24 protein-coding genes and 1 riboswitch are annotated in these 24,345 nt (G+C 27.2%); of the genes, 12 read left to right on the forward strand and 12 right to left on the reverse strand.

What is annotated here, in order from left to right:
- Positions 1–93 precede the first annotated feature (93 nt).
- The 6 genes from O212_RS0110505 to hflX form a co-directional block, all read right to left on the reverse strand.
- Entirely contained in the window at positions 94–555 is a 462-nt protein-coding gene (locus tag O212_RS0110505; protein ID WP_024615064.1) for a hypothetical protein, read from the reverse strand.
- 275 nt (positions 556–830) lie between these two features.
- Entirely contained in the window at positions 831–1,568 is a 738-nt protein-coding gene (locus O212_RS0110510; protein WP_024615065.1) for a YebC/PmpR family DNA-binding transcriptional regulator, read from the reverse strand.
- 138 nt (positions 1,569–1,706) lie between these two features.
- Positions 1,707–2,354, reverse strand: a complete 648-nt coding sequence (locus O212_RS0110515) for a YigZ family protein (protein WP_024615066.1) — start codon at positions 2,352–2,354, stop codon at positions 1,707–1,709.
- A complete protein-coding gene (locus tag O212_RS0110520) occupies positions 2,342–3,766 on the reverse strand; it encodes a PLP-dependent aminotransferase family protein (RefSeq protein ID WP_029699313.1) in 1,425 nt (474 codons plus the stop codon). Before O212_RS0110520 ends, O212_RS0110515 begins: the two co-directional genes overlap by 13 nt.
- Before the next feature lie 5 nt (positions 3,767–3,771).
- A complete protein-coding gene (locus O212_RS0110525) occupies positions 3,772–4,668 on the reverse strand; it encodes a nucleotidyltransferase domain-containing protein (protein ID WP_024615068.1) in 897 nt (298 codons plus the stop codon).
- 128 nt (positions 4,669–4,796) lie between these two features.
- Entirely contained in the window at positions 4,797–6,596 is a 1,800-nt protein-coding gene (hflX, locus tag O212_RS0110530) for a GTPase HflX (RefSeq protein WP_024615069.1), read from the reverse strand.
- A 166-nt stretch (positions 6,597–6,762) separates the two neighbouring features.
- On the opposite strand from hflX, the gene hpt reads away from it, so the two are divergent.
- The gene (gene hpt / locus O212_RS0110535; RefSeq protein WP_024615070.1) at positions 6,763–7,290 is read left to right on the forward strand and encodes a hypoxanthine phosphoribosyltransferase; all 528 of its coding nucleotides are present in this window, start codon (positions 6,763–6,765) and stop codon (positions 7,288–7,290) included.
- 39 nt (positions 7,291–7,329) lie between these two features.
- Here hpt and yunB read toward each other — a convergent pair whose 3' ends face one another.
- Entirely contained in the window at positions 7,330–7,971 is a 642-nt protein-coding gene (gene yunB / locus O212_RS0110540) for a sporulation protein YunB (protein ID WP_024615071.1), read from the reverse strand.
- A gap of 101 nt (positions 7,972–8,072) precedes the next feature.
- Here yunB and O212_RS0110545 point away from each other — a divergent pair, with 101 nt between their 5' ends.
- Both O212_RS0110545 and O212_RS0110550 read left to right on the forward strand, forming a co-directional pair.
- Positions 8,073–10,604, forward strand: a complete 2,532-nt coding sequence (locus tag O212_RS0110545) for a PBP1A family penicillin-binding protein (protein WP_024615072.1) — start codon at positions 8,073–8,075, stop codon at positions 10,602–10,604.
- Between the two features lie 227 nt (positions 10,605–10,831).
- The gene (locus O212_RS0110550) at positions 10,832–12,235 is read left to right on the forward strand and encodes an alanine/glycine:cation symporter family protein (protein ID WP_024615073.1); all 1,404 of its coding nucleotides are present in this window, start codon (positions 10,832–10,834) and stop codon (positions 12,233–12,235) included.
- A 29-nt stretch (positions 12,236–12,264) separates the two neighbouring features.
- Here O212_RS0110550 and O212_RS0110555 read toward each other — a convergent pair whose 3' ends face one another.
- Positions 12,265–12,981, reverse strand: a complete 717-nt coding sequence (locus tag O212_RS0110555) for a hypothetical protein (RefSeq protein ID WP_024615074.1) — start codon at positions 12,979–12,981, stop codon at positions 12,265–12,267.
- A gap of 284 nt (positions 12,982–13,265) precedes the next feature.
- Here O212_RS0110555 and O212_RS0110560 point away from each other — a divergent pair, with 284 nt between their 5' ends.
- Positions 13,266–13,640, forward strand: a complete 375-nt coding sequence (locus tag O212_RS0110560) for a YtxH domain-containing protein (protein ID WP_024615075.1) — start codon at positions 13,266–13,268, stop codon at positions 13,638–13,640.
- Positions 13,640–13,960 (forward strand): hypothetical protein, encoded by a 321-nt coding sequence (locus tag O212_RS0110565; protein WP_024615076.1) that lies wholly within the window; start codon positions 13,640–13,642, stop codon positions 13,958–13,960. The genes O212_RS0110560 and O212_RS0110565 overlap by 1 nt, the downstream gene beginning before the upstream one ends.
- A gap of 13 nt (positions 13,961–13,973) precedes the next feature.
- Here the strand turns inward: O212_RS0110565 and O212_RS0110570 are convergent, their stop codons facing one another.
- Entirely contained in the window at positions 13,974–15,059 is a 1,086-nt protein-coding gene (locus tag O212_RS0110570; protein WP_024615077.1) for a GNAT family N-acetyltransferase, read from the reverse strand.
- A gap of 421 nt (positions 15,060–15,480) precedes the next feature.
- Here O212_RS0110570 and O212_RS0110575 point away from each other — a divergent pair, with 421 nt between their 5' ends.
- From O212_RS0110575 to O212_RS0110595, 5 genes are read left to right on the forward strand one after another with little or no spacing between them, the layout of a single operon-like run.
- Positions 15,481–16,020 (forward strand): XRE family transcriptional regulator, encoded by a 540-nt coding sequence (locus tag O212_RS0110575; RefSeq protein WP_024615078.1) that lies wholly within the window; start codon positions 15,481–15,483, stop codon positions 16,018–16,020.
- Positions 16,021–16,054: 34 nt separating this feature from the next.
- Positions 16,055–17,113 carry a spermidine/putrescine ABC transporter ATP-binding protein gene (gene potA, locus O212_RS0110580; RefSeq protein WP_347452296.1) on the forward strand — a complete coding sequence of 353 codons (1,059 nt, stop codon included), beginning with the start codon at positions 16,055–16,057 and terminating at the stop codon, positions 17,111–17,113.
- On the forward strand, positions 17,106–17,942 hold the full coding sequence (locus O212_RS0110585; RefSeq protein ID WP_024615080.1) for an ABC transporter permease: 837 nt from the start codon (positions 17,106–17,108) through the stop codon (positions 17,940–17,942). The genes potA and O212_RS0110585 overlap by 8 nt, the downstream gene beginning before the upstream one ends.
- Positions 17,936–18,718: an ABC transporter permease gene (locus tag O212_RS0110590; protein WP_024615081.1), complete on the forward strand. Its 783-nt coding sequence runs from the start codon at positions 17,936–17,938 to the stop codon at positions 18,716–18,718. The genes O212_RS0110585 and O212_RS0110590 overlap by 7 nt, the downstream gene beginning before the upstream one ends.
- Entirely contained in the window at positions 18,719–19,780 is a 1,062-nt protein-coding gene (locus O212_RS0110595) for an ABC transporter substrate-binding protein (protein WP_024615082.1), read from the forward strand.
- A gap of 35 nt (positions 19,781–19,815) precedes the next feature.
- On the opposite strand, the gene ndk is transcribed toward O212_RS0110595, so the two are convergent.
- Positions 19,816–20,211 (reverse strand): nucleoside-diphosphate kinase, encoded by a 396-nt coding sequence (gene ndk / locus O212_RS0110600; protein ID WP_024615083.1) that lies wholly within the window; start codon positions 20,209–20,211, stop codon positions 19,816–19,818.
- 142 nt (positions 20,212–20,353) lie between these two features.
- On the opposite strand from ndk, the gene O212_RS0110605 reads away from it, so the two are divergent.
- Positions 20,354–20,626, forward strand: a complete 273-nt coding sequence (locus O212_RS0110605) for an acylphosphatase (protein ID WP_024615084.1) — start codon at positions 20,354–20,356, stop codon at positions 20,624–20,626.
- A 95-nt stretch (positions 20,627–20,721) separates the two neighbouring features.
- Here O212_RS0110605 and O212_RS0110610 read toward each other — a convergent pair whose 3' ends face one another.
- On the reverse strand, positions 20,722–22,044 hold the full coding sequence (locus O212_RS0110610) for a sodium:alanine symporter family protein (protein WP_029699315.1): 1,323 nt from the start codon (positions 22,042–22,044) through the stop codon (positions 20,722–20,724).
- A gap of 70 nt (positions 22,045–22,114) precedes the next feature.
- Positions 22,115–22,221, reverse strand: a riboswitch (glycine riboswitch).
- Between the two features lie 245 nt (positions 22,222–22,466).
- Here O212_RS0110610 and O212_RS0110615 point away from each other — a divergent pair.
- Positions 22,467–23,261: an HAD family hydrolase gene (locus O212_RS0110615; protein ID WP_024615085.1), complete on the forward strand. Its 795-nt coding sequence runs from the start codon at positions 22,467–22,469 to the stop codon at positions 23,259–23,261.
- 40 nt (positions 23,262–23,301) lie between these two features.
- On the opposite strand, the gene O212_RS0110620 is transcribed toward O212_RS0110615, so the two are convergent.
- On the reverse strand, positions 23,302–24,261 hold the full coding sequence (locus tag O212_RS0110620; protein ID WP_024615086.1) for a D-2-hydroxyacid dehydrogenase: 960 nt from the start codon (positions 24,259–24,261) through the stop codon (positions 23,302–23,304).
- Between the last annotated feature and the right edge of the window lie 84 nt (positions 24,262–24,345).

The raw sequence follows: 24,345 nt of genomic DNA on the forward strand, positions 1-24,345 counted from the left end.
CATTATTCAACAATTTTTTAATTTAATTTATATTTTAATTAAGCTAAATTAAGAAGAGCCTAGATTTTTTTAAACCTAAGCTATTTTAAATATTTATTTAATATTTTTAACTATTCCAAAATAACAACCTATAAAATTCGCCATTGAATAAAGATAAAACATATGTTTACTTTCTAAATTTTGAATATTCATAGTATACATCATCAAAAATTCCATCAATATAAAAGTTACTGTAAATACAATTATTTTAAATGAGCTACTTTCTTCTTTATCTTTATACATAATATTTATTGCAAGATTATTTACAATATTCGTAATATAACTTAAAAGACATCCAATCCATAATATAAACATATATGTTCCCCAAAACATAGTATTAATAATAATTCTATCAAAATCTAATAATTTATTTATATTATAGTTTCCAAAGTATAATATAAGTCCTATATATATTAATATTACTAAATTAAATAAAAGAAAATACTTTTTAAATATCTTATTTCCTACTTTAATCATACTACCAAAACATGGTTTAAACTTTCTGTTTGATTCCAAGCTCTCTCCTCCTTATATTTACTCTTAATTATATCATTTGAACTATAAATTTATCTACTATTCATCCAATAATAAAAAAGCCACCTTTCAAAACAAATCATTTATTAATCTGCTTTGAAAAGTAGCTTGATAAATGAACACCATAATCATAACTATGGTTTTTATAAACATTTATCATAATGAAGAGGCTTTTTCCTACTTCATATTACTTTTACCTTCTGTAAAACATATTGTAAAAACTCTGCTAATTAGCTATATTACTGCACTTAACAGTATTATTCTTCCCATCCTTCTGGGAATTCAGCATTATGGTAAACTTCTTGAACGTCATCATCATCTTCAAGTAAGTCAAGCATTTTTTGGAATTTCTTAGCATCTTCTTCATTTAATTCTGAAGTTGTATCTGGAATCATTTTAACTCCAGCTTCTAAGAATTCTATTCCATTTTCTTCTAAAGATTCTCTTACTGTTCCGAAATCTTCGGGAGTTGTATAAACTACAAACACTTCATCTTCAGCTTGGAAATCTTCAGCACCAGCATCTAATGCCATCATCATTATTTCTTCTTCATCCAAATCGCCTTTTTCAATAACGATTTCTCCTTTTTCTTGGAACATGAATCCAACACATCCTGATGTACCCATGTTACCGCCACCTTTAGTAAATGCACTTCTTACATTACCTGCTGATCTATTTTTATTATCTGTTAATGTTTCAACAATTACTGCAACTCCTGATGGACCATATCCTTCATAAACTATTTTTTCAAAGTCTACTGAACCTGATTCACCTGATGCTTTTTTAATTGATCTTTGTATAGTATCATTAGGCATATTTGATGCCTTTGCTTTTGCTATTACGTCTCTAAGTTTTGCATTAGACTCAGGACTTGGACCACCGCTTCTTACTGCAACCATAATTTCTTTACCGATTTTTGTGAAAATCTTTCCTCTTTTTGCATCCATTTTGCCCTTTTTAGCTTGGATGTTATGCCATTTTGAGTGTCCTGACATGTCTATTCCTCCTTACATTTTGTTAAACTATAAATTTATAAATTACACCTTAAAATTATATCATACTAAATTACTTTTATTCAATATAGTAATACTTTTATAATGGTTATTTATACTTTCTTTACAATTATATCTCTTTTATATAGCCTTAAATAATCTATTATTTTCTTTAAAGTATATTCCTTCTTCTGATTTTGATATTATTGCTTTACCATTTGTTACTTCTGTAACTTCTTTCTCAATTAAAGAAATTGTAATATTTTCTGCATATATATGTAAAATAACTTTATCTGTATATTCTGAGTCTTCTATATGCCAATTATTTTGTCCGCAAAGATATTGGATTTTTCCTATTAAATCATACTCTATTTCAATAGAAACCTTAAAGCCATGAACTTTTTCAACAATTCCTGCTGCAGTAACTGCAATACTTGCTCCTTTAGTGTATGCACGAGTTAATCCTCCTGCGCCTAAAAGTATTCCTCCAAAATATCTAGTTACAACAACAGCACAATCTGTTATCCCTTGTTTTTTCATAACTTCAAGTATTGGAATACCAGCTGTACCTTGTGGCTCACCATCATCTGAATATCTTTGTATTCCATAATTTTCCCCAATAACATATGCCCAACAATTATGTCTAGCTTGCTTATGCATACTTTTTATTTCATTTACAAAAGCTTTAGCCTCTTCTTCATTTTCAACTCTTTTTGCATATCCTATAAACTCAGATTTTTTTTCTTCAAATCTATCTTCGCCTCTATCTCTAATCGTTATATATGCCATGATTTTAATTCCTCCTTGATTGTTTTAATTCCTTTTTCTATAGCTTCACAATTAGTCTGTGAAAATCCTATTCTAAAAAATCTGTCTCCCTCTCTACTACTTCTAAAAAACAAAACCCCAGGAGTAATATAAACATTTTTTCTCTTTAATCTTAAAAATAATTCTCTAGAAGAAATATCTTTGTCCTTAATTTCTAAATAATAATTAAGCCCACCTTTAGGCTTATTGTAATAAACATAATCTGAAAGTTCTTCCTCTATTAGCTTTTCCATAATGTCATATCTTTTTTTATATTCATTTGAAAGGTTTTTAATATTTTCTTTCCAATCCTTATTTGCAATATAATACTCCAAAGCCCTTTGCATTAACGTTGATGTTGTAATATCTGTATTTAACTTAGTACTTAAAAATCTTTCTCTAAACTTTTCAGGAACTACCATATAACCAAGTCTTATTCCTGGTATAAATATTTTTGAAAAGCTTTTAATGTATATTACTCTATCGTCTTTATCTAAACTTTTAAATGGTATATATTTTACATCTTCTTCATAAACAAGTTCAGATAAATAATCATCTTCTATTATATAAAAATCATATTTTTTAGCTAATTGTATTAAATGCTTCTTTTTTTCTAAGCTATATGAAATTCCTGTTGGATTTTGAAAATAACTCATTGCATAAAATAAAGTTATTTTATTCTTTTTTAAAATTTCTTCAAACATTTCTGTATCTATTCCATCTTTTTCTATAGGAACTTCAAATATATTAGCCCTTCTCCATTTAAAAACTGAAAGAGCACCACCATAAGTTGGTTTTTCAACAATAACATTATCATTTATATTTATCATTGCTTTAGATGCTATATCTATACCTTGTTGAGCACCTGAAACAACTATTATATCTTCAACATTTAATTTATTATTCCAAAATACTTTATTTATTGTTTCTCTTAAAGGATCATATCCTAATGTATTTTGAGAAAGTAAAACTTCCTCCCCATCTCTATCTAAAACCGTAGTTATTATATCTTTAAAATCTTTTATTGGAAAAAATATTTCTTTAGTAGTTTCTCCAGAAAAATCAACATAATTATCCAAATTACAATTTTTAAGTAATTTAAAAGTTTTAGAATAAAGTTTCATAAAATTAGAGTGCAACTCTCTTTTCTTTGCAAAAGTTCCACTCCCTATTTTCTGATATGCAAATCCTTCATCATTTAATTTTTTATATGCATTTACTACAGTAATTTTATTTACATTAAGAATTTTTGTAAGTTCTCTAATTGGAGGTAATTTTTCTCCATCTTTTATAGTTCCATTCTCTATAAGTTCCTTAAACTTATCTGCTATTTGAACATACTTAGGCTTATCTTCTAAATATACTATTTCTTTTATTTCATTCAAAAAAATCATCACCTTTATAAAATACCATAAACATTTTGAGTAAGTATTAAATTACCCTTCATGTCATAAACGTTTCTCTTTTTATGTTTTATTATTCCTCTCTCTAGAAGCTTTTTAAGTATTTGTTCAACTCTTATATTGTATCCTGTAAGAATTTCATCTCTTATAATTTCAGTTGAACTTAAATAATCTGAATTACTCTTTAAAATATCAATTATAACTTTTGCAGATATAACTATATGCTCATCTACGAATACTTCTATATAATTTATTATATAAGAAATATCTTCCTTGTTCATTTTACCAAATAATTTTTCATCAATAACTCTTTTAAATGAATCATCTAAATTTATAACCATTCTAATTGCATCTTTACTTACTGTATATCCATTTAAACTTAAATAAAGTTTTGAAAAACTATCTAAACTTCTAACCATAACTTCATATGCTGTATACATTCTTCCTAAATTTATATATTTTTTAGCTATTTTTATATCTTTTATTACCTTACTTAAATATTCAAGCTTTTCTATACCTGCATATTCATCAAATCCATATATAATTTTATTATATATAACATTTATATCTTGATCTCTTGAAAATACTAATTTTGAAAAGCTAAGTATACTTTTTACTATACCTCTTTTTCCTTCATTTTCATATGAATATACAAAACTATCTTTACTTAATAATTTTGTGTGAACTGGAATATCATTTACTTCTGAATATATATCTCTAGTTTTATTAAACTCATCCTTATATATTACAAAGAAGTCTATATCGGATTCTTCCCATATATCTCCTGATACCATACTTCCAAAAGTAAAGACTGCTATTACATTTTCATTATTTTCAAAAGATTCCATCATAATATTAAATGCTTTTTGATATTCTATTATTATATCTTTCATAAAATTTCGCCCCCACAATTTTGTATTGCTACTTTTATTATAACAAAACTGTTTCATATGTTAAAATATTATTTACAATAATTAAAAATTCCTAGAACAAAAGCTATTCTAGGAATTTTTTTAAATACTTACTGTAATATATTTATCATATAATCTTTAGTTCTATTAAAACTTTCATCATCAACTTCAACTATCATTCTAGTACCAGTTTCTACATATTCTTCTTCTAAAACTCTACCACTTCTATGAAGCAATGATTGAATATCTCCTCTATCATAAGGTACTATATATTCTACTTTTTTGAACTTATATGGAAGTTTTTCTTCTATTTGATCTAATAATTTATCTAAGTTTATTTCTTCTTTAGCTGAAACTTTTATAATATCATCATAATAAGATATTTTTTCTTCTATATTAGCTATTTGTTCTTCTGTTGCTTTATCTATTTTATTTAAAACTAATATTGTATCTTTATCAATAGAACCAAGTTCTGATAATACTTCTTCAACAGCTTTTATTTGCTCTAAAGCATCATCACTTGAAGCATCTACAACATGACATAAAAGATCAGAATAAATAACTTCTTCTAATGTTGACTTAAATGCCTCTACTAAATCATGAGGAAGCTTTCTTACAAAACCTACTGTATCAGTTAAAGTTATTAACCCTTTATTTTTAAGTATTATTGCCCTAGTTGTTATATCTAATGTTGCAAAAAGCATATCTGCTTCAAAAACTTCTTCTTTATTTCTAGTATCTTTTGATGCAGCAATTTTACACAATGCATTTCTAAGTGTTGACTTACCTGCATTTGTATAACCAACTAAAGAAACTTTAGGTATACTTTCTTTATTTCTTTTCTCTCTTTGAACCTCTCTAGTCTTTTTTATTTTTTTAAGTTCTCTATTTAAATCATATATAGTTTCTCTTATATGTCTTCTATCTGTTTCTAATTTCTTTTCTCCAGGACCTCTAGTACCAATACCACCACCAGTTCTTGAAAGAACAGTTCCAAGTCCTTGAAGTCTTCCTAACCTATATTTAAGCTGAGCAAGTTCTACTTGAATTTTAGCTTCTTTACTCTTTGCTCTTCTTGCAAATATTTCAAGTATTAATGTAGTTCTATCAATTACCTTTGCTCCAATTGCATTTTCAAGGTTTCTAACTTGTGAACCTGATAATTCATCATCAAATATTATAACATTTGCTCTTTCTGTTTGTCTTAAGTGAGCAATTTCAAGAACTTTTCCTCTTCCTATAAAAAATGCTGGATCTATTTTATTTCTGCCTTGATATACTTTTGTAAGTACTGGTATATCACAAGCTTTAGTAAGCTCTTCTAATTCATCTAAACTTTCTCTAGTATCTGAACCTACCAATATAGCTTTTTCTTCATCATTTTCTATAACATCATTTTCTTTTATAAGCTTTTCAACATATTTTATTTTATCTAATATATCTATTTTCATTAATTCTTCAATATTAAGATTATTTTTTTCTTCATATACTAAATTTTTATCTAATACCATTAAATTTGCTATTGAAAAGTCAACAACTTCTCCGTTAGTTATTCCTATAGCTACTATAGCATCTAATTTAAGTTTTATAAGGGCTGTTAAATCAAGTGCTGATAAATTACTATATCCATTTGGATGTGTATGAATAACTCTAACTCCTGAAAGTCTTTTTTCATATATATCTAAAATAGGAAGTTCTACTGATGTTGAATCTCCTATTGCTACTGAAGTAACCTTACCTTTTCTATCAATAGCAACACTTACTTCTCTCTCTATATTAGAAGAAACCTTAGTTATTACATCTATAATTTCTACATTGCAAACTTCTTGTTTTTGCGTTTTTATATTATATAAACTGTCTAATTCTGAAAGAATAGAATTTCTTATTCCTTCTGTATTTCCATGTATCATTTAATCACCCTTTTTTCATATATATACTTAATTTTGAATATAATTCTATACTAATAAATACGTCTTGTAAACTAATGAATTAAATTTCTACTTGATTTTTCTTCTATAATAAAGTATTTTATTTAGTAAAGAAATTGATATTTTAAAATACTTGGAGGTTTTACTAATGGATGATAAGAAACGTAATATTTTATTTTCAGAAGAGCAAATTCAAAAAAGAATAGCTGAGCTTGGAAAGGTTATAACAGAGGACTATAAAGATAAAAATCTTTATGTTTTATCTTTATTAAGAGGTAGCTTTATATATGCAGCGGACTTAGTTAGATACATAGATACAAAGGCTAAAATAGGTTTTATGACAACTTCAAGCTATGGAAATGAAGAAACAAGTTCTGGACAGGTTAAAATTGTAAATGATATTCCAGACAACATAGAAGGTTATGATGTTTTAATAGTTGATGATATAGTTGATAGTGGAATAACAATGGATTTTGTTGTTAACCATACAAAAAAATTAGGAGCTAAATCAGTTAAGACTTGCGTTCTTTTAGATAAACCTTCAAGAAGAAAAGTTGATATAACTCCTGATTACTGTTGTTTTGAAATCGAAGATTTATTTGTTGTAGGTTATGGATTAAACTACGGAGATCATTATAGAAACATACCTTACGTTTTCAACTGGGAAACTAATTAAATTAAACTTTAAAAGAGACAAGTTAGACTTGTCTCTTTTTTAATCGCTTAATTCTATTGCCGTATCTGGAATTTCTCCAACTATTATAGATTCCGATAATGGTATTTGTGTATCTACATCCATTTCTGTACTATACATCGGTATTATTATTTTCATTTTAGCCTTCACATTTAAATATATTTTATGTCTTGTTTGATTTATTCCAGCACTTTCAAATACAGAATCATAAGAAGTTTCTATGTTACCAAGAGGTTCCATCTGTATAGTTATATTGGGACCTAAATTATAATATATACTTTTATCTGTCATCCACCCAAGAGGAACTTCAATTCCTTTACTTCCAAGCTCATCTAACCTTTCATTGCACCTAATTGCAATTTCTCCAGACACCTTATTTATAAGTTTTGTATTAGATTTTATTAAATTTATTCTATCTTTATCATCCTTTTCTATAATTACTATCTCTTCTCTCCCAACTATTTCGTCAAAAACACCAATACTAACTTCATTTATAGTTTTAATAGCTTCTGCTCTCATTAAAGTCTGTGAAATTGCTAATACTGAAGGCATAACTTTTTTATCAAAAACCATTACCATAAGATTAAAAAATATAAAAATGGTGATACTAACTGCTATAACTGATTTACGCCTCTTTTTTCGTGTCCTTGTATAATATTTCATAAAACACCTTTTTATTGAGTTATTAGTTTAATAATATTATAATTATGCTATAATGGATAAGAATATTATTTATTAATTTTAAAAATAATTGGGAGGATGAGATGGCAAATAAGAAAGACTTAAAACAAGATAAATATAGTGCTAATAGCCAAGCTCCAAAAAATAAAAACTCTACAAAAAAGAAAATTTTTAAATGGATAGGCCTTAGTATATTATTTATAATGCTAGCCATAGCCGTAATAGGAGTTGGATATGTTGTAGCTGTTGTAAAAAATACTCCGCCTATAGATATCAATAAGGTCGTTAATGTTGACCAAACTCTGCAAACATATGATAATAAGGGAAAATTCATGGCCTCTTTACATGGTAAAGAAGACTATCAAAAAATAGACTCAAAAGATATACCTAAAAATCTTAAAGATGCATTAGTTGCTATAGAAGATGAAAGATTTTATGAACATAGTGGTATTGATGTTAAAAGAATACTTGGTGCTGCTGTAAATGATGTTGTGTACGTAGTCACTGGAAAAGGCGGAATCCAAGGGGCATCTACATTAACTCAACAGTTAGTAAAAAATACTCTTTTAACTAACGAAAGATCTATTGAAAGAAAAGTTCGTGAAATGTACCTTTCACTTCAAATTGAAAAGATGCTTTCAAAAGATGAAATACTAACAGCTTATCTTAACCACTTCCCTGTAGGTGGTATTGCATATGGTGCTCAAGCTGGTGCCAAAATGTATTTTGATAAAAATGCTAAAGATTTAAATCTTATAGAATGTGCTTATTTAGCTGGTGTTACTCAAGCACCAACAACTTATAGTGGTTATACACAAAAAGACCCTTCTGTTTATATTAACAGAACTAAACTTGTGTTATCAAAAATGCTTGAACATAATTATATAACTCAGCAAGAATATGATAAGGCAATAAAAGATTTAGATAATGGAAAACTTAAATTTAAAAAAGCAAAAGTAGACTACAGATTACCATATGAAGATTTCGTTTATGCATCTGTAGATCAAGTAAAAAAAGATTTAAAGAAAAAGTATAAATATAGTGATGAACAAGTTGAAAGTTTAATTCAAACTGGTGGACTTAAAGTTTACACAACAATGGATAGAAACTTACAAAACTATACTCAAAAAGTACTAGATAATTATAATAATTATAATATTCCAGGATATGATAAGTTGGATAAGGACGGTGTTCCTTTACTTCAATCATCAGCTACTGTAACTGACTACAAAAATGGTGAAGTTCTAGCCTTAGTTGGAGGAAGAGGTAGTCAAGGTGCTCGTTCATTAAATAGAGCTTACAGTTCATTAAGATCAATTGGTTCTACTACAAAACCATTTACAGTATATGGACCTGCAATTGATACTAAAAAAGCTACTGCAGCAACTACAATTGATGACTCACCAATACCTTCATCAGTATATTCATATCAACCAAAAAATGCCGGCAACACTTACCAAGGTTTAATTCCTTTAAGAGAGTCTTTGAGAATCTCAAGTAATGTTGGTTCTGCATTAACTCAAAAAATGGTTGGAAATGAAACTTCACTTTCATATGGTGAAAAATTTGGAATAAAATATTCTGATGCTTCTAAAGGACCTTCAACTTATGCTCTAGGTCAATTTGCAAATAGTGCCCAAAACCCTGATGGTGGTAACACATTCATAATGGCATCTGCTGTTGGAACTTTTGGTAACAATGGTATTTATGTTGAACCTAGACTTTACACTAAAGTTGTTGATTCTAGTGGAAATATAATATTAGAAAGTAAGAAAGAAGATAAAAAAATACTTTCTCCTCAAGCTGCATATATAACATATGATATGATGAAGGGACCTTTAACTTACAATGCAACTTATGCTCAACTTGGAGCTATGCCTGCTGCTGGTAAGACAGGTACTACTACTGATAATAAAGATTATTGGTTTGTTGGTTTAACTCCTCATCTTAGCGCAGCTGTTTGGGTTGGTTATGATAATCAAGCCGCTATAAAAGGTGGCGGATCTGGTGCTACTGCATCAAATCTTTGGGGAAAAATTATGAGAAAAGCCAATGAAGGTTTAAGTACTCAAGATATTAAAAAACCATCTGGTATTGTATCAGTTTCTGTATGTAAAGACTCTGGATTACTTCCTACCGATCTTTGTAAAAATGATCCTAGAGGAAGTCAAGTTTATACAGAATTATTTATAGAAGGAACTCAGCCTTCAAGTTACTGTGAAACTCATGTAAGCGCTAAGGTTAATAGTGCTAATGGATTATTAGCTAATGACAATACACCACCTCAGTTAGTTACAACTAGAATTTTTATAACAAAAGATTATAAAAACCCAGTAACTGCTGATTATAAATATATTCTTCCTACATCATACGACAATACAACATCTGCTCCAAAGGAAGAATCAAAGGACAAAGATAAGGATAAAGACAAGGATAAAAATAAGGAAGATGAGAAGGATAAAAAACCTAATAACAATGAAAACTCATCAAAGCCTGATTCAAATACAAATAATAATCAAACTACTGGAACTACTCCAGATAACAATAATAATTCACAAAACAATGGTAATAATCAAAATAATGGTAATAATGGTGACAAACCTGCAAATAATTAATAGTTTTAATAAGCATCTAATCTTTAGATGCTTATTTTTTTAACATATATGAATTAATTCTTCCTATTTCTTGCAATCATACTCTATATTTATTTATATTTATTTATTTTAGCTGATTATATAGCATTTTTTGAAGCTTTCCTATCATATTCTTGCATTTTATAAGTTTTTATTATACAATGTAATAAATGATTATAATAGACATTACTTTAGAAGGGAGATTTTTAATGAATTTACTTAATGATTTTATATTAAAATTTAATGACGTTTTGTGGACTTATATATTAATAGCCATGCTATTAGTTTTGGGGGTTTATTTTTCTTTTAAAACAAAATTTGTACAATTCAGGTACATAAAAGAAATGTTTAGACTTCTTGGTGATGGATTTTCAGCAGATAAGAAAAAAGGTAGTATTTCATCATTCCAAGCATTCTGTATTAGTACAGCTTCAAGAGTTGGTACTGGAAACTTAGCTGGTATTGCTATTGCTATTTCAATTGGAGGTCCTGGTGCTATATTCTGGATGTGGCTTATTGCACTTATAGGTGCTGCATCAAGTTTTGTTGAATCTACTCTTGCTCAAATATATAAAGAAAAGGCAGAAGATGGATCATTTAGAGGTGGCCCAGCGTACTATATGCAAAAAGGATTAAATAAAAGATGGATGGGAGTTATATTTTCAATACTTATAACTATAGCATTCGGTTTAATCTTTAACTCTGTACAATCAAATACTATAACATTAGCATTTAAAGATGCTTTTGGCGTAGATAGATTAATAGTCGGTATTATATTAACTTTAATTACTCTATTTGTAATTTTTGGTGGAGTTCATAGAGTTGCTAAGGTATCAGAAGTTATTGTTCCTATAATGGCTTTAGCATATATTGCTGTTGCTCTATTTATATTAATAACAAATATAACTGAAGTGCCTTCTATATTAAAATTAATAATAGAAAATGCCTTTGGATTTAAAGAATTTGTCGGTGGTACACTTGGTGGTGCTTTACTTATGGGTATTAAAAGAGGTCTTTTCTCAAATGAAGCTGGTATGGGTAGTGCTCCAAATGCAGCTGCAACAGCAGATGTAACTCACCCTGTAAAGCAAGGCCTTATTCAAACTTTAGGAGTATTTACAGATACTATTATAATTTGTAGCTGTACTGCTTTTATAATACTTTTATCAGGTGTTAATTACTTAGATAAATCGGTTACTGGAATACAACTTACTCAAAGAGCTTTAAGTGCTCAAGTTGGACCATGGGGAAATACTTTTATAGCAATATGTATACTTCTTTTTGCTTTTAGTTCAATTGTTGGTAACTACTACTACGGAGAATCCAACATAGAATTCTTAAGTAAAAATAAAATAGTCCTATATGTATATAGATTTTTAGTTGTTGGTATGGTATTATTCGGATCAATAGCTGAAATAGATATAGTTTGGAATTTAGCTGATGTATTTATGGGACTTATGGCAATTACAAACTTAATAGCAATTACATTGCTTAGTAAGCAAGCTTTCTTAGCATTAAAAGATTATCAAGATCAAAAAAGATCTGGCATAAAAGAACCTTTATTTAGAGCTTCAAGTATACCAGGCTTAAAAAATGTTACTGAGTGGAAATAATAAAAAGCAGATCTAATGATCTGCTTTTTTCATTTAACTTTTATTTTTTCAATTATATTGTTTGTACTATTTATTATTTCACCTGAATTTGATGATACACAAATTACCTTATTTGAATTATCATTTAAAACTTCTACAACATAAGCTAATTCTAACTTATCACTGTTTTTATCATTACAAAAAGCTAAATATGGTTTTCCTTTTAACTTTCCATTCTTCTCTATTTTATTAAAAGATTCTAATGCTATTTTTTCTGCCTCTTCCCCTGAAATATTTATTCTTATATCCTTATGTTTACTACTTTTTGTTCTATTTATATATCCTTGAAGTTTTCCATTATTTTTATTTATATTTAAAATAACGTCTTCTGATAAATATGGATATCCATCTTCATATTTTGAAAATATAACAGAATAAAAATCTGAATCTTTATTTGTATTATTCTTGTCCAATTCTTTTATCTTATAACTATTTCCATCTATTTTTTTAATATATTTTTCAGCAAGTTTAGCGCTTTCATCTAAAGTTATATTAATTACCTTTCCTGTTTCACTTTTATCAACAAAGCTTATAACTTTATTTTCATTATTAAGTTCTAACATATAAAAATCACTAGTCAATACATAAATCTCATCATTATTTTTACTATCATGTCTTTTTTCTATATTAAATTTTAGTTTATCATTATTTGATTCAATGATATTGTTTTCTTTTAAAGTCTCCACAAACTTATTTCCATATTCCACTTGCTTACTACCTTGCCCGTGAAAAATATGTAAAATTAATGGAATAATTAATAACAACAAAATTATCAGTATTAAACAAATCCATTTTCCCTTGATATACCTCATTTTTCCCCCACTACCTTTTTTTTATTTTATATAATTATTTTACACCATAGTTATTGTTTTGAAAATATATTACTTACCTTTGTAAACATTGTTATAATTATCCTAAAAATCTAAATTATAAAGTTTTTTTATAGTATAATTAAGATAATAAAATTATCAAATTTTAGGAGGTTATGTATATGAGTTTATCAAAATTAATCGAACAAAAAAGAAGAGAAAAAGTTAGACAATCTCAAAAGAAAACAGCTAAAACTTTAGCAACAGGAGTTGCAGTTGGAGCATTAGCAGGAGCTTTAAGCGGAGTTTTATTTGCTCCAAAATCAGGTAAAGAAACTAGAAATAATTTAAAAGATACTGCTAAAGATGTTAATGAAAAAGTAAAAGTAGCAGCTAATAAAGCTACAAATACTTGTAAAGAAAATGTATTAGAAGCTAAATCTAAAATAAAAGAATATTTAAACAATAAAAATATTAAAGAATCACCATCTAAAGAAGATGAAGAACATTTAATAGATGAAACTAAAGAAGAAACAAATTCAGAGGTTAATAACTAATGTATATTAATTTAATTGATTTATTTTGGATAATTATTGGTATTTTAGGCGTTGTTGCTTTAGTTTTTTTAGTAATTTGTCTAACAAAATTATCTACTATTTTAACTAAAGTAGATACTATTTTAACTAATAACAAAAAAAATATAAATGATACTCTAACTAATGTAAGAGATATTTCAGATAATGCAAAGGATATTACTGATGTTGCAACTGAAGCAACTGCTGATGTAATTGTTGCAAAAGAAAATATTCAAGGACATTTAGAAACAATAAAAGATATTACAAGCATTGTTTCTGGAGTATTTTTAAAAAACAAGTAGGAAAAATAATTTCCTACTTGTTTTTTAATCCTATATTAGATGCTAATTTTTCTTCTAAATCATTACCACCTATTTTTTTTATTAAATTTAAATAAAGCTCTAAATTTCCCATTATATTTGTACTCAACATTATTTTTCCATTGTCTGTATAATTTCTTTTTACTAATCTAAATTCGTTTTTTTCTATATCTAATCCTTCTATCCAATCACCATAAGGAACTAAAACCCCTTTTAATTCTTTACAATTAGCTAGATAATAAATCCCCTCATTCATAGCACATATAAAATCACACTCTTTATAATATTTCAATATATAACTTATTATTTTTTCTTTATTGTTTTCATTTATTATTTTATTTCCACCTGGTATTATAAGTATATTAGGCTTTATATTATTCTCACTTATATGAAGCTTTATATTTTTACTAATATTTATATTATTATCAACTTCTATTCCAAATACATTAAACATTTTTCTACCAATTATTCTATTGGCTTTTAAAAACAAATCTTCTGCCATAGAATAATCTAACATGTTCATATTTTCAATCATTAATATTCCTATATTAGTATTTTTACTTTTATCAAAATTTAAAAAGTCAGATTTATTAATTCTAACGGTTGTATTATTTCCAAACTTTCTAACTTCTTCAAAACCTAGCTTTTGGGCTACCCTTTCACCTTCTATAGTTGATATTTTATCCATAAGCATGTCCCCGCCAAATTCAGTAAAATAATATTCTAGGAGCAATCTAACAGCCTCTTCTCCATATCCATTATTTCTATAATCATAATGTATCTTTACATTAAATCTTGCAATTTTTGTTGCAGAATCATATCCATGAAAACTAACTTCTCCTACTGGGTCATCATTATTATCATATACTAAACAATAAAAATTCTTTCCATCAGTTGGGTTAACCATCTTTTTATAAAACATATCCCACTTTTCTTCAGTAAAATAAAAAACTCCACCAATATCTTTCATAGTCTGTTTATGAGACCAAAGTTCTTTAACAAATTCTAATTCATTGTATTCAGGCTGTTTTATATATACCTTTTTACCATTCCTTCTATATAATCCGTCTCTTAGTTTCATTGTAATCACCTTTATCTAAAAATTCACCCTTCTCCATTTATAGAACAATACTCATTTTACCTTATTATATCAAATTTTTAACACTTTTTCGTATATTAATAAATTTTTTATTATTTTATATAAATGTCTCACTTTATTATTTTTTTAGAAAATGACATTATAACAAGTTTTTTAATATATCAATATAAATTCTCTATCTTAGTATTTCTAAACTTTTCTTACCTTTTTATTAAACTTTTTTTCAAAATATATCCTCTATCCTTTTATTATCAATGAATTTAAAGAAAAATTTTTTTTATTTTTTTATCAAATATATTGATTTTTGAATATATAATAATTATAATAATTCTTGTTTGTTTAGTAATTTTAAACTTTATGTTTAGTAAAAGTTATATTTTAAAACAGAAATGTGGTGTGAAAAATGGAAATAGGCGATAAAATCAGAAGTCTTAGAATAGCTAAAGGTCTCACACAAGAAGAACTAGCTAATAGATGCGAATTATCTAAAGGATTTATATCTCAAGTTGAAAATGATTTAACTTCCCCATCTATTGCTACATTAGTTGATATTTTAGAAATACTTGGAACTAATTTAACAGAGTTCTTTAGTGAAAAAGGTGAAGAAAGAATAACCTACAAAAGTGATGACATGTTTGAAACAGAAGATGAAGATTTAAAATACAGTTTAAAATGGTTAGTACCTAGTGCTCAAAAAAATGACATGGAGCCAATAATGCTAACTTTAGAGCCAGATGGCAGATACATAGAGGAAGAACCTCACGAGGGAGAAGAGTTTGGATTTGTTCTAAATGGAAGTGTAATTTTACATTTAGGCGAAAAAAGATATAAGGTGAAAAAAGGTGAAAGCTTTTATTTTAAACCTAAATTAAACCATTATCTTTCAAATCCAGGTAAAACAACTGCAAAGGTTATTTGGATAAGTACTCCCCCATCATTTTAAATTATTTATTAAGACTATATAGAAAGAGGTGTTTATTGTGAAAGATAACATTCTAGAATTGAAAGGTATAAGCAAAAAATACGAGGATAATGAGGTTCTAAAGAAACTTGATCTTAATATAAAGAAAAATGAATTTTTAACACTTTTAGGTCCTAGTGGTTGTGGTAAGACTACTACACTAAAAATAATTGCGGGATTTGAAACAGCTGATAGTGGAAAGGTTATTTTTGATGACAAAGATATGGCAAGCCTTCCATCATATAAGAGACCTGTAAATACAGTGTTTCAAAAATATGCTTTATTTCCTCATATGAATGTTTTTGACAATATAGCATTTGGTTTAAAAATCAAAAAACTTCCAAAAGATGAGATAAAAGAAAAAGTTACTGAAATGCTTAAATTAGTTGCACTTAGTGGCTTTGAAAATAGAAAGATTGACTCCCTAAGTGGTGGACAACAACAAAGAGTTGCAATAGCAAGAGCATTAGTTAATGAACCTGAAGTTTTACTTCTTGATGAGCCTTTAGGTGCATTAGACTTAAAACTTAGAAAAGAAATGCAAATAGAACTTAAAAAAATACAACAAAGACTTGGAATTACATTTATATTTGTAACTCACGATCAAGAAGAGGCTCTTACAATGTCAGATACTATTGTTGTAATGAATAAGGGTGTTATTCAACAAATGGGAACACCTCAAGATATATATAACGAACCTGCTAATGCATTCGTTGCTGACTTTATAGGTGAAAGTAATATAGTTGATGGAATTATGATTTGTGATTATAAAACTGAATTCTTAGGAAAAGTATTTGAAAGCGTTGACTTTGGATTTAATAAAAATGAAGAAGTTGATATAGTTATAAGACCTGAAGATATAAAAATGGTTAAAGCTTCAGAAGGTATGCTTAAAGCTAAAGTTATATCAGTTATTTTTAAAGGGGTTCATTACGAAATAGAAATTGAAGTTGAAAATTGTAATGATAAATGGATTATTCATAATACAAAATCTGCTGAAGTTGGATCAATTATCGGAATCGATATATATCCTGAAGATATTCACGTAATGAAAAAGGTGAGAGAATATGAATAAAAGAAGTAAATTAGCAGCTTATCCTTATATAGTATGGAGCGCATTATTCATAATTGTTCCTTTACTTATGATTTTATTTTTTAGTTTAACTATAGATACAGGTTCTGGATATAAATTTTCACTTGAAAATTTTGAAAGATTAATTAACCCTATATATATTAGAATATTTGGGCGTTCAATGTATTTAGCATTTATTTCTACAGTATTATGTTTAGCCATAGGTTATCCTGTTGCTTATATAATATCAAAAATGCCTGAATCAAAAAGAAATTTAGTAATAATGTTATTTATTCTTCCTATGTGGATGAATTTCTTACTTAGAACTTATGCTTGGATGCCTATATTAAGTAGAAATGGTATAGTAAATAATTTTTTAGGCTTATTTGGAATAGAGCCAATTCAATTTTTGTATACTAATGGTGCTATTTTACTTGGTATGGTTTATAACTTCTTACCATTTATGATATTACCAATATATACAGTATTATCTAAGCTTGATCAAAACTTAATAAATGCTGCAGCTGACCTTGGCGCAAATAAAAAACAAATCTTCACTAAAGTAATATTACCTTTAAGTATGCCAGGTATAATTTCTGGAATAACTATGGTATTTATGCCAGCAGTTTCTACTTTCGTTATTCCTAGATTACTTGGTGGCGGAAAAGATATGCTAATTGGTAATGTTATAGAACAACAATTTACAACATTAAGTGATTGGCATTTTGGATCAGCCCTTGCAATTATACTTATGATCTTAATATTAATATCAATGGCTTTAATGTCTAAATTTGACGGTGAAGAAGCTGAAGGCGGTGGTCGTTTATGGTAAATAGATTTCATAATTTTATAAAGAGATTTTATTTAATTATAATTTTTATATTTTTATATGCTCCAATAGTTACTTTAATGGTATTTTCTTTTAATGATTCTAAATCAATGGGCCATTGGAGTGGTTTTACATTAAAATGGTATAAATCATTATTTCAAAATGATACATTAATGGAAGCTTTATATTATACAGTATTGATAGCTTTAATCGCTTCTATTATAGCTACTATTGTTGGAACTATAACAGCTATAGGAATAAGTAGAATGAGAGGCAAAAGTAAAGCTCTATTACTTAGTATAAATAACCTTCCAATCATTAATCCAGATATAGTTACTGGTATTGCATTAATGAGTTTATTTATATTTTTAAAATTTGATTTTGGTTTTAATACAATGCTTCTAGCCCATATATCTTTCGATATACCATTTGTAATATTATCAGTTTTGCCTAAAATAAAGCAACTCCCTGATAATACTATAGAAGCAGCAATGGACCTTGGAGCAACTCCTTGGTATGCACTTAGAAAAGTTATAATACCACAAATTAAACCAGGAATATTTGCCGGATTTTTAATGGCATTTACTATGTCTATTGATGACTTTGTTATAAGTTTCTTCACAACAGGTCCTGGAGTTACAAATCTTTCAATAGAAATTTATTCTATGGCAAGACGTGGTATTAAACCAGAAATTAATGCACTTTCTACATTAATGTTTGTAACTGTTCTTATACTACTTCTTATAGTTAATAAAAAGAAAAAAGTAGAGGTGAATTAAATGAAAAGAAAAAAGATTTTATGCACTGCTATTGCCCTACTTGGAATTGTAGCGACTACTCTTTTTACTGGATGTAGTAACTCTAGTGCTAGCACTAATTCTGAAAATTCAAAAGTTTTAAATATATATAACTGGGGAGATTATATAGACCCTGATTTAGTTACTAAATTTCAAGATGAAACTGGAATAAAAGTTAACTATAATACTTTTGATACAAATGAAACTATGTATTCTAAAATAAAAGATGGTTCTAGCAATTATGACTTAGTTATACCATCAGATTATATGATTGAAAAAATGATAAAAGAAAATCTTTTAGAAAAAATTGATTATAAAGATATTCCGAATTATAAATATGTAGGTAAGCAATTTAAAAATTTACCTTATGACCCTCATAATGAATATTCAGTTCCTTATATGTGGGGTACAGTAGGAATTGCTTATAACAGTAAAATAATAAAAAAACCTGTGGATAGTTGGAATATACTTTGGGATAAAGATTATAAAAATCAAATTGTTATGGTAGATTCAGTTAGAGATGCTATGGCAGTTGCCTTAAAGAAGTTAGGATATTCCTTAAACACTACAAATCCACAAGAAATTGATAAAGCAGCTGAAGAACTTAGAAATGAAAAACCTTTAGTTCAGGCTTATATGGTTGATGAAGTTAAAGATGCTTTAATAAGTGGTGAAGTTGCTGTTGCACCAGTTTGGTCTGGAGATGCAATGTATATAATGGATGAAAACCCAGATATTAAATATGTAATACCAAAAGAAGGTTCTAACCTTTGGTATGATGCTTTAGCTATTCCAAAGGGCGCTAAACACAAAAAAGAAGCTGAAGAATTTATAAATTTCTTATGTGAACCTTCTAACGCTTTAAAAAATGTTGAATATATAGGATATCAAACACCTATTACTAAAGCTTATGAAATGCTTCCTCAAGATGTAAAAGATAAGTATCCTAAAGAATCAGAACTTAAAAGATGTGAAGTATTTAAAGATTTAAATTCTGAAGCATTAAGAAATTATAATGATGCATGGATTAAAGTTAGATCATAAAAGAAGGAAAGATAAAATATCTTTCCTTCTTTTTTTTAAAACCATATATTAATTTCTTTTTCTGCATTTATTTTTGAATCTGAAGAATGTACACAATTTTCTGTAATGTTAGTTCCATATAATGCTCTTATAGTTCCTTCTTTAGCTTTTTTAGGGTTTGTATATCCATTTATATCTCTTATTATTTTAATGGCATTCTCACCGCCTAAAATCATAGCACAAACCTTACCTCTTGTTATATACTTAATAAGTTTATCAAAGAAATTTTTCCCTATGTGATCTTCATAATGTTTAACCGCAAGTTCTTTTGTAACTTTAACCATCTTTATGTCTTCTACCTTTAGGTTATTTTTTTCGTACATAGAAATTATGTTTCCTATTACACATTTTTCTACACCATCTGGTTTGATTAAAACTAAACTTCTTTCCATAATATTATACCCCTTATAAAAAGTATTTTATATCTGTTTATTATATTCTATAGTTATATTTTTACAATTTCAATATAAATTTAATCATTTTATTATGTTATAATTTATTAAAATATATATTGGTTTTTGGAGGTAATTTATAATGAGTAGAATAAAGGCTTTAGTAACAGGTACTGTACAAGGAGTTGGCTTTAGATTCTTTACTCAGTACCAAGCTTCTCTATTTAATATAACTGGGTTCGTAAAAAACCTTTCAGATGGAGATGTTTATTTAGAAGCTCAAGGTGAAAAAAATAATATAAAAAAATTTATAGAAAAACTAAAAAAAGGTAACGGATTCTGTAAGGTAAAATCTATTTCTATTAACGAATTAGAACCTATTAATTCTGATAAAAAATTCAAAGTTTTATATTAAACTTTTTATCTTCTATACTTTTATATAATAACTATTTTAATAATCATGTTATTATACATAAGAAAAGAGTCAATTTTAAAATTGACTCTTTTTATTTAACATAAAAATTTATTAGTTTCATCAAAAATTACTTTTCTAAGTGCTATTATTGCAATAAGATTTGGTATAGCCATAAGTCCATTTACTATATCTGCTGATATAAATATAATATCTAATGATATAAATGCACCAATTGCAACTAGCACTATATAAATTATTTTAAATGGAATTATAGCTTTTTCACCCAATAAATATTCAACACATTTTTCGCCATAATAATTCCAACCTAATATTGTAGTAAAGGCAAAAAACACCAATCCTATATTAACTATATATTTTCCAACATTAGCTATAGGAAGTCCTGCTTCAAAAGCAGCTGTAGTTAAGCTTGCACCATCAATTGGTGAATTATACATTCCTGTTAACACAATTACAAGTCCAGTCATTGTACATATTACTATTGTATCAAAAAATGTTCCTGTCATTGATATTAACCCTTGTCTTGCTGCTGAATTAGTTTTTGCAGCAGCTGCTGCAATTGGTGCACTTCCAAGTCCAGCTTCATTTGAAAAAACTCCCCTACTAATTCCCTTTTGCATAACCATAATTATTGATAAACCAGCTACGCCTCCCATGGCTGCTTTCGGATTAAATGCACTTTCAAATATGATATATAAAGCATCAGGAATATTTTTAAAATTAAATATTATAACTAATATAACTCCTAAAATATAAAAAGCTGCCATAAAAGGAACTATAGCTTCTGATACTTTTGATATTCTTTTAATACCACCTAAAGTAACTAATGCTACAAGAATAGTAACTATAATAGCTGTTATAATTATTGGAACATTAAAGCTATTTTTTAAACCTTCTGATATAGAATTTACTTGTGCAAAAGTACCTATGCCAAATAGTGCTACTAAAACTCCAAATAAAGCAAATAACTTTGCAAGCCACTTTATTCCCATACCATTTTGTATATAGTACATAGGACCTCCTTTTACTGCTCCATTTTCATCAAACTCTCTATACCTTATAGCAAGAACTCCTTCTGCATATTTAGTTGCCATTCCAAAAAATGCTGCAATCCACATCCAGAATAAAGCTCCTGGTCCTCCAGCCTTTATAGCTGTTGCTACACCAACTATATTTCCTGTTCCAATTGTAGCTGAAAGAGCTGTACACAAAGCTCCAAAACTAGATACATCTCCTTTAGCTCCTTCTTCTTTTTCAAATATAAATTTTATAGCTTGAGGAAGCTTTCTTATTTGTATAAATTTCAATTTATACGTTAAATAAATTCCTGTACCTAATAATAAAATTAAAAGTGGTGGACCCCATACAATAGAGTCAATTGTTTGTAATATTTTTTCCATAAAAAAATCCCCCTAATTCATCATTTTGGAGGAGATTAAATAAAGCCAAAATTATATTAAATTTAGCTTCAAAAAATCCCCTGTCCTTTTACCTGAGAGTTTCAGCATAAAAAATTTTTATGCCTTGCTCCTTCGGTGCTCAAAAAAAATTTTTTGAGTCTCTCCAGAGGCTCGTCCAGTAGCGGTCCTACAACCTGAAAGATTTTCCCTCTTCGGTGGACTAAAAAATTAGTCTCTCTCCCACTACCTTCATCCGAACGTATTTAAATTTTATTTAATTATATATAGAACTTATAAATAAATCAAGTTTTTTTATAACAAATTATCAATTTGATATTTACATAAATGTACTGCTATTATTAATTAACAATTTGTGTTATTATAATAATTATTGTTATTTACTTAAGGAAAAGGTGGTATTTATGATAAAATTAATTGCATCTGATATGGATGGAACTTTATTAACTCCGGAGGGCAAAGTACCTAGTGAGTTTTTTGATACATTAAAGAAACTAAAAGAAAAAAATATAGAATTTGTAGTAGCTAGTGGAAGACCTTATAAAACTTTATATGAAAATTTCAAACCAATATCTGACGAAATATCATATGTATCTGATAATGGTGCAATGGTAGTTGAAAATGGTAAAATTAAATCTATTGAAGTTATGGACAAGCAGTCTGTTATAAAAATAGTAGATGCTTGCAAAAAACTTAAAAATTCTGTAGCTGTATTTTGCGGTGTTAAAAACTTTTATCATATAGCTTGTGATAAAAAATTTACAGACGAAATTAATAAATATTATTTAGATAATACTATAATAGATTGTTATGATTATATAAAAACTGTTGATGATGAAATATTTAAAATATCTATATGTGATATGGATAATGCACTAACAAATTCATTTAAAGTAATAAGCGAAGTTTTAGGAGATGAATTTAAAGTAGTTGTTGCAGGAAAATATTGGACAGATGTAACTAATAAAAATGTTAATAAAGGTAACGCTATTAAAAAAATTCAATCTATAAATTCTATAACACCTAAAGAAACTATGGTGTTTGGAGATTATTTTAATGATATTGAAATGCTTAATGCGGCATATTATAGTTATGTTATGGAAGATGCTTTAGATGAAGTTAAAAAACATGGAAATTTTATAGCAAAAAGTAATAAAGAAAATGGTGTAATTGAAGCAATTAACAACATTATAAAATAAAAAAATGATTCTTCAAAAATTATTTTGAAGAATCATTTTTTTAAAGTTCTACTCTATTTCTTATTTCGCCTCTATTAAATGCCCTTATATTTTCTAATAAGTCTTTAAATAATCTATTTCTAGCCTCAACACTTGCCCAAGCAATATGTGGTGTTAATACTAATCTATCTTTATTTTTCACTGATAACAATGGATTTGTATCTAATATAGGTTCCACTGAAAATACATCTAATGAAGCTCCCTTTATTTTTTCTTCATCAATTGCTCTAGCTAAATCTTCATCTATAACAATTGGACCTCTTCCCATATTAACTAAAAATGCATCACTTTTCATTTTTGATATATTTTCATAATTCATTAAACCTTTAGTATTTTCGTTTAATGGTGCATGAATTGAAATTATATCTGAAGTTTTTAAAAGCTCATCAATATCGACTCTTTTATATTTTGAATCATTATTTTTACCTGATGTTGAATAATATATTACATTCATTCCAAAAGCTTCACAAACCTTTGCAACTCCTCTTCCTATTGCTCCAAGTCCTATTATACCCCATGTTTTTCCTGATAAATCGTTATATGGTCTATCTAAATTTGTAAACATAACTGATTTTGAATAATCACCTGATTTTACAAAATTATCATAATAGTTTACTTGATCATATAAGTGTAATAAAGTAGCAAATGTATGTTGAACAACAGTATTAGTTGAATATCCTGCTACATTAGTAACAGCTATATTATTATTTTTAGCATATTCAATATCTATATTATTAAATCCTGTTGCCATTTCACATATAAGTTCTAAGTTTTTGCATCCTTTTAAATTATCCTTATTTAAACTAACCTTGTTAGTAAGAATTATGTTAGCCTCTTTTACTCTTTCTAACACTTCATCTTGTTTAGTCATTCCATATACTTTAACTTCTCCAAATTCTTCAAGTAAATTATAATTCATGTCACCTAAAGTATTGCCATCTAAAACTACTATCTTTTTCAAACTTACCACTCCAATTTATTATAAAATTTTAATTTTATTTTATCATATTTTTTTCAATAAATTTTAATGATATGAGTAAAAAAA

This window comes from Clostridium sp. Ade.TY, from assembly GCF_000498355.1.
GTDB lineage: Bacteria > Bacillota > Clostridia > Clostridiales > Clostridiaceae > Clostridium.

Bases quoted from the DNA above. Each gene is read 5' to 3' on its own strand.
- O212_RS0110510 (WP_024615065.1), bottom strand. From the start codon at position 1,568: ATGTCAGGACACTCAAAATGGCATAACATCCAAGCTAAAAAGGGCAAA.
- O212_RS0110515 (WP_024615066.1), bottom strand. From the start codon at position 2,354: ATGGCATATATAACGATTAGAGATAGAGGCGAAGATAGATTTGAAGAA.
- O212_RS0110520 (WP_029699313.1), bottom strand. From the start codon at position 3,766: ATGATTTTTTTGAATGAAATAAAAGAAATAGTATATTTAGAAGATAAG.
- O212_RS0110525 (WP_024615068.1), bottom strand. From the start codon at position 4,668: ATGAAAGATATAATAATAGAATATCAAAAAGCATTTAATATTATGATG.
- hflX (WP_024615069.1), bottom strand. From the start codon at position 6,596: ATGATACATGGAAATACAGAAGGAATAAGAAATTCTATTCTTTCAGAA.
- hpt (WP_024615070.1), top strand. From the start codon at position 6,763: ATGGATGATAAGAAACGTAATATTTTATTTTCAGAAGAGCAAATTCAA.
- yunB (WP_024615071.1), bottom strand. From the start codon at position 7,971: ATGAAATATTATACAAGGACACGAAAAAAGAGGCGTAAATCAGTTATA.
- O212_RS0110545 (WP_024615072.1), top strand. From the start codon at position 8,073: ATGGCAAATAAGAAAGACTTAAAACAAGATAAATATAGTGCTAATAGC.
- O212_RS0110550 (WP_024615073.1), top strand. From the start codon at position 10,832: ATGAATTTACTTAATGATTTTATATTAAAATTTAATGACGTTTTGTGG.
- O212_RS0110560 (WP_024615075.1), top strand. From the start codon at position 13,266: ATGAGTTTATCAAAATTAATCGAACAAAAAAGAAGAGAAAAAGTTAGA.
- O212_RS0110565 (WP_024615076.1), top strand. From the start codon at position 13,640: ATGTATATTAATTTAATTGATTTATTTTGGATAATTATTGGTATTTTA.
- O212_RS0110570 (WP_024615077.1), bottom strand. From the start codon at position 15,059: ATGAAACTAAGAGACGGATTATATAGAAGGAATGGTAAAAAGGTATAT.
- O212_RS0110575 (WP_024615078.1), top strand. From the start codon at position 15,481: ATGGAAATAGGCGATAAAATCAGAAGTCTTAGAATAGCTAAAGGTCTC.
- O212_RS0110585 (WP_024615080.1), top strand. From the start codon at position 17,106: ATGAATAAAAGAAGTAAATTAGCAGCTTATCCTTATATAGTATGGAGC.
- O212_RS0110590 (WP_024615081.1), top strand. From the start codon at position 17,936: ATGGTAAATAGATTTCATAATTTTATAAAGAGATTTTATTTAATTATA.
- O212_RS0110595 (WP_024615082.1), top strand. From the start codon at position 18,719: ATGAAAAGAAAAAAGATTTTATGCACTGCTATTGCCCTACTTGGAATT.
- ndk (WP_024615083.1), bottom strand. From the start codon at position 20,211: ATGGAAAGAAGTTTAGTTTTAATCAAACCAGATGGTGTAGAAAAATGT.
- O212_RS0110605 (WP_024615084.1), top strand. From the start codon at position 20,354: ATGAGTAGAATAAAGGCTTTAGTAACAGGTACTGTACAAGGAGTTGGC.
- O212_RS0110610 (WP_029699315.1), bottom strand. From the start codon at position 22,044: ATGGAAAAAATATTACAAACAATTGACTCTATTGTATGGGGTCCACCA.
- O212_RS0110615 (WP_024615085.1), top strand. From the start codon at position 22,467: ATGATAAAATTAATTGCATCTGATATGGATGGAACTTTATTAACTCCG.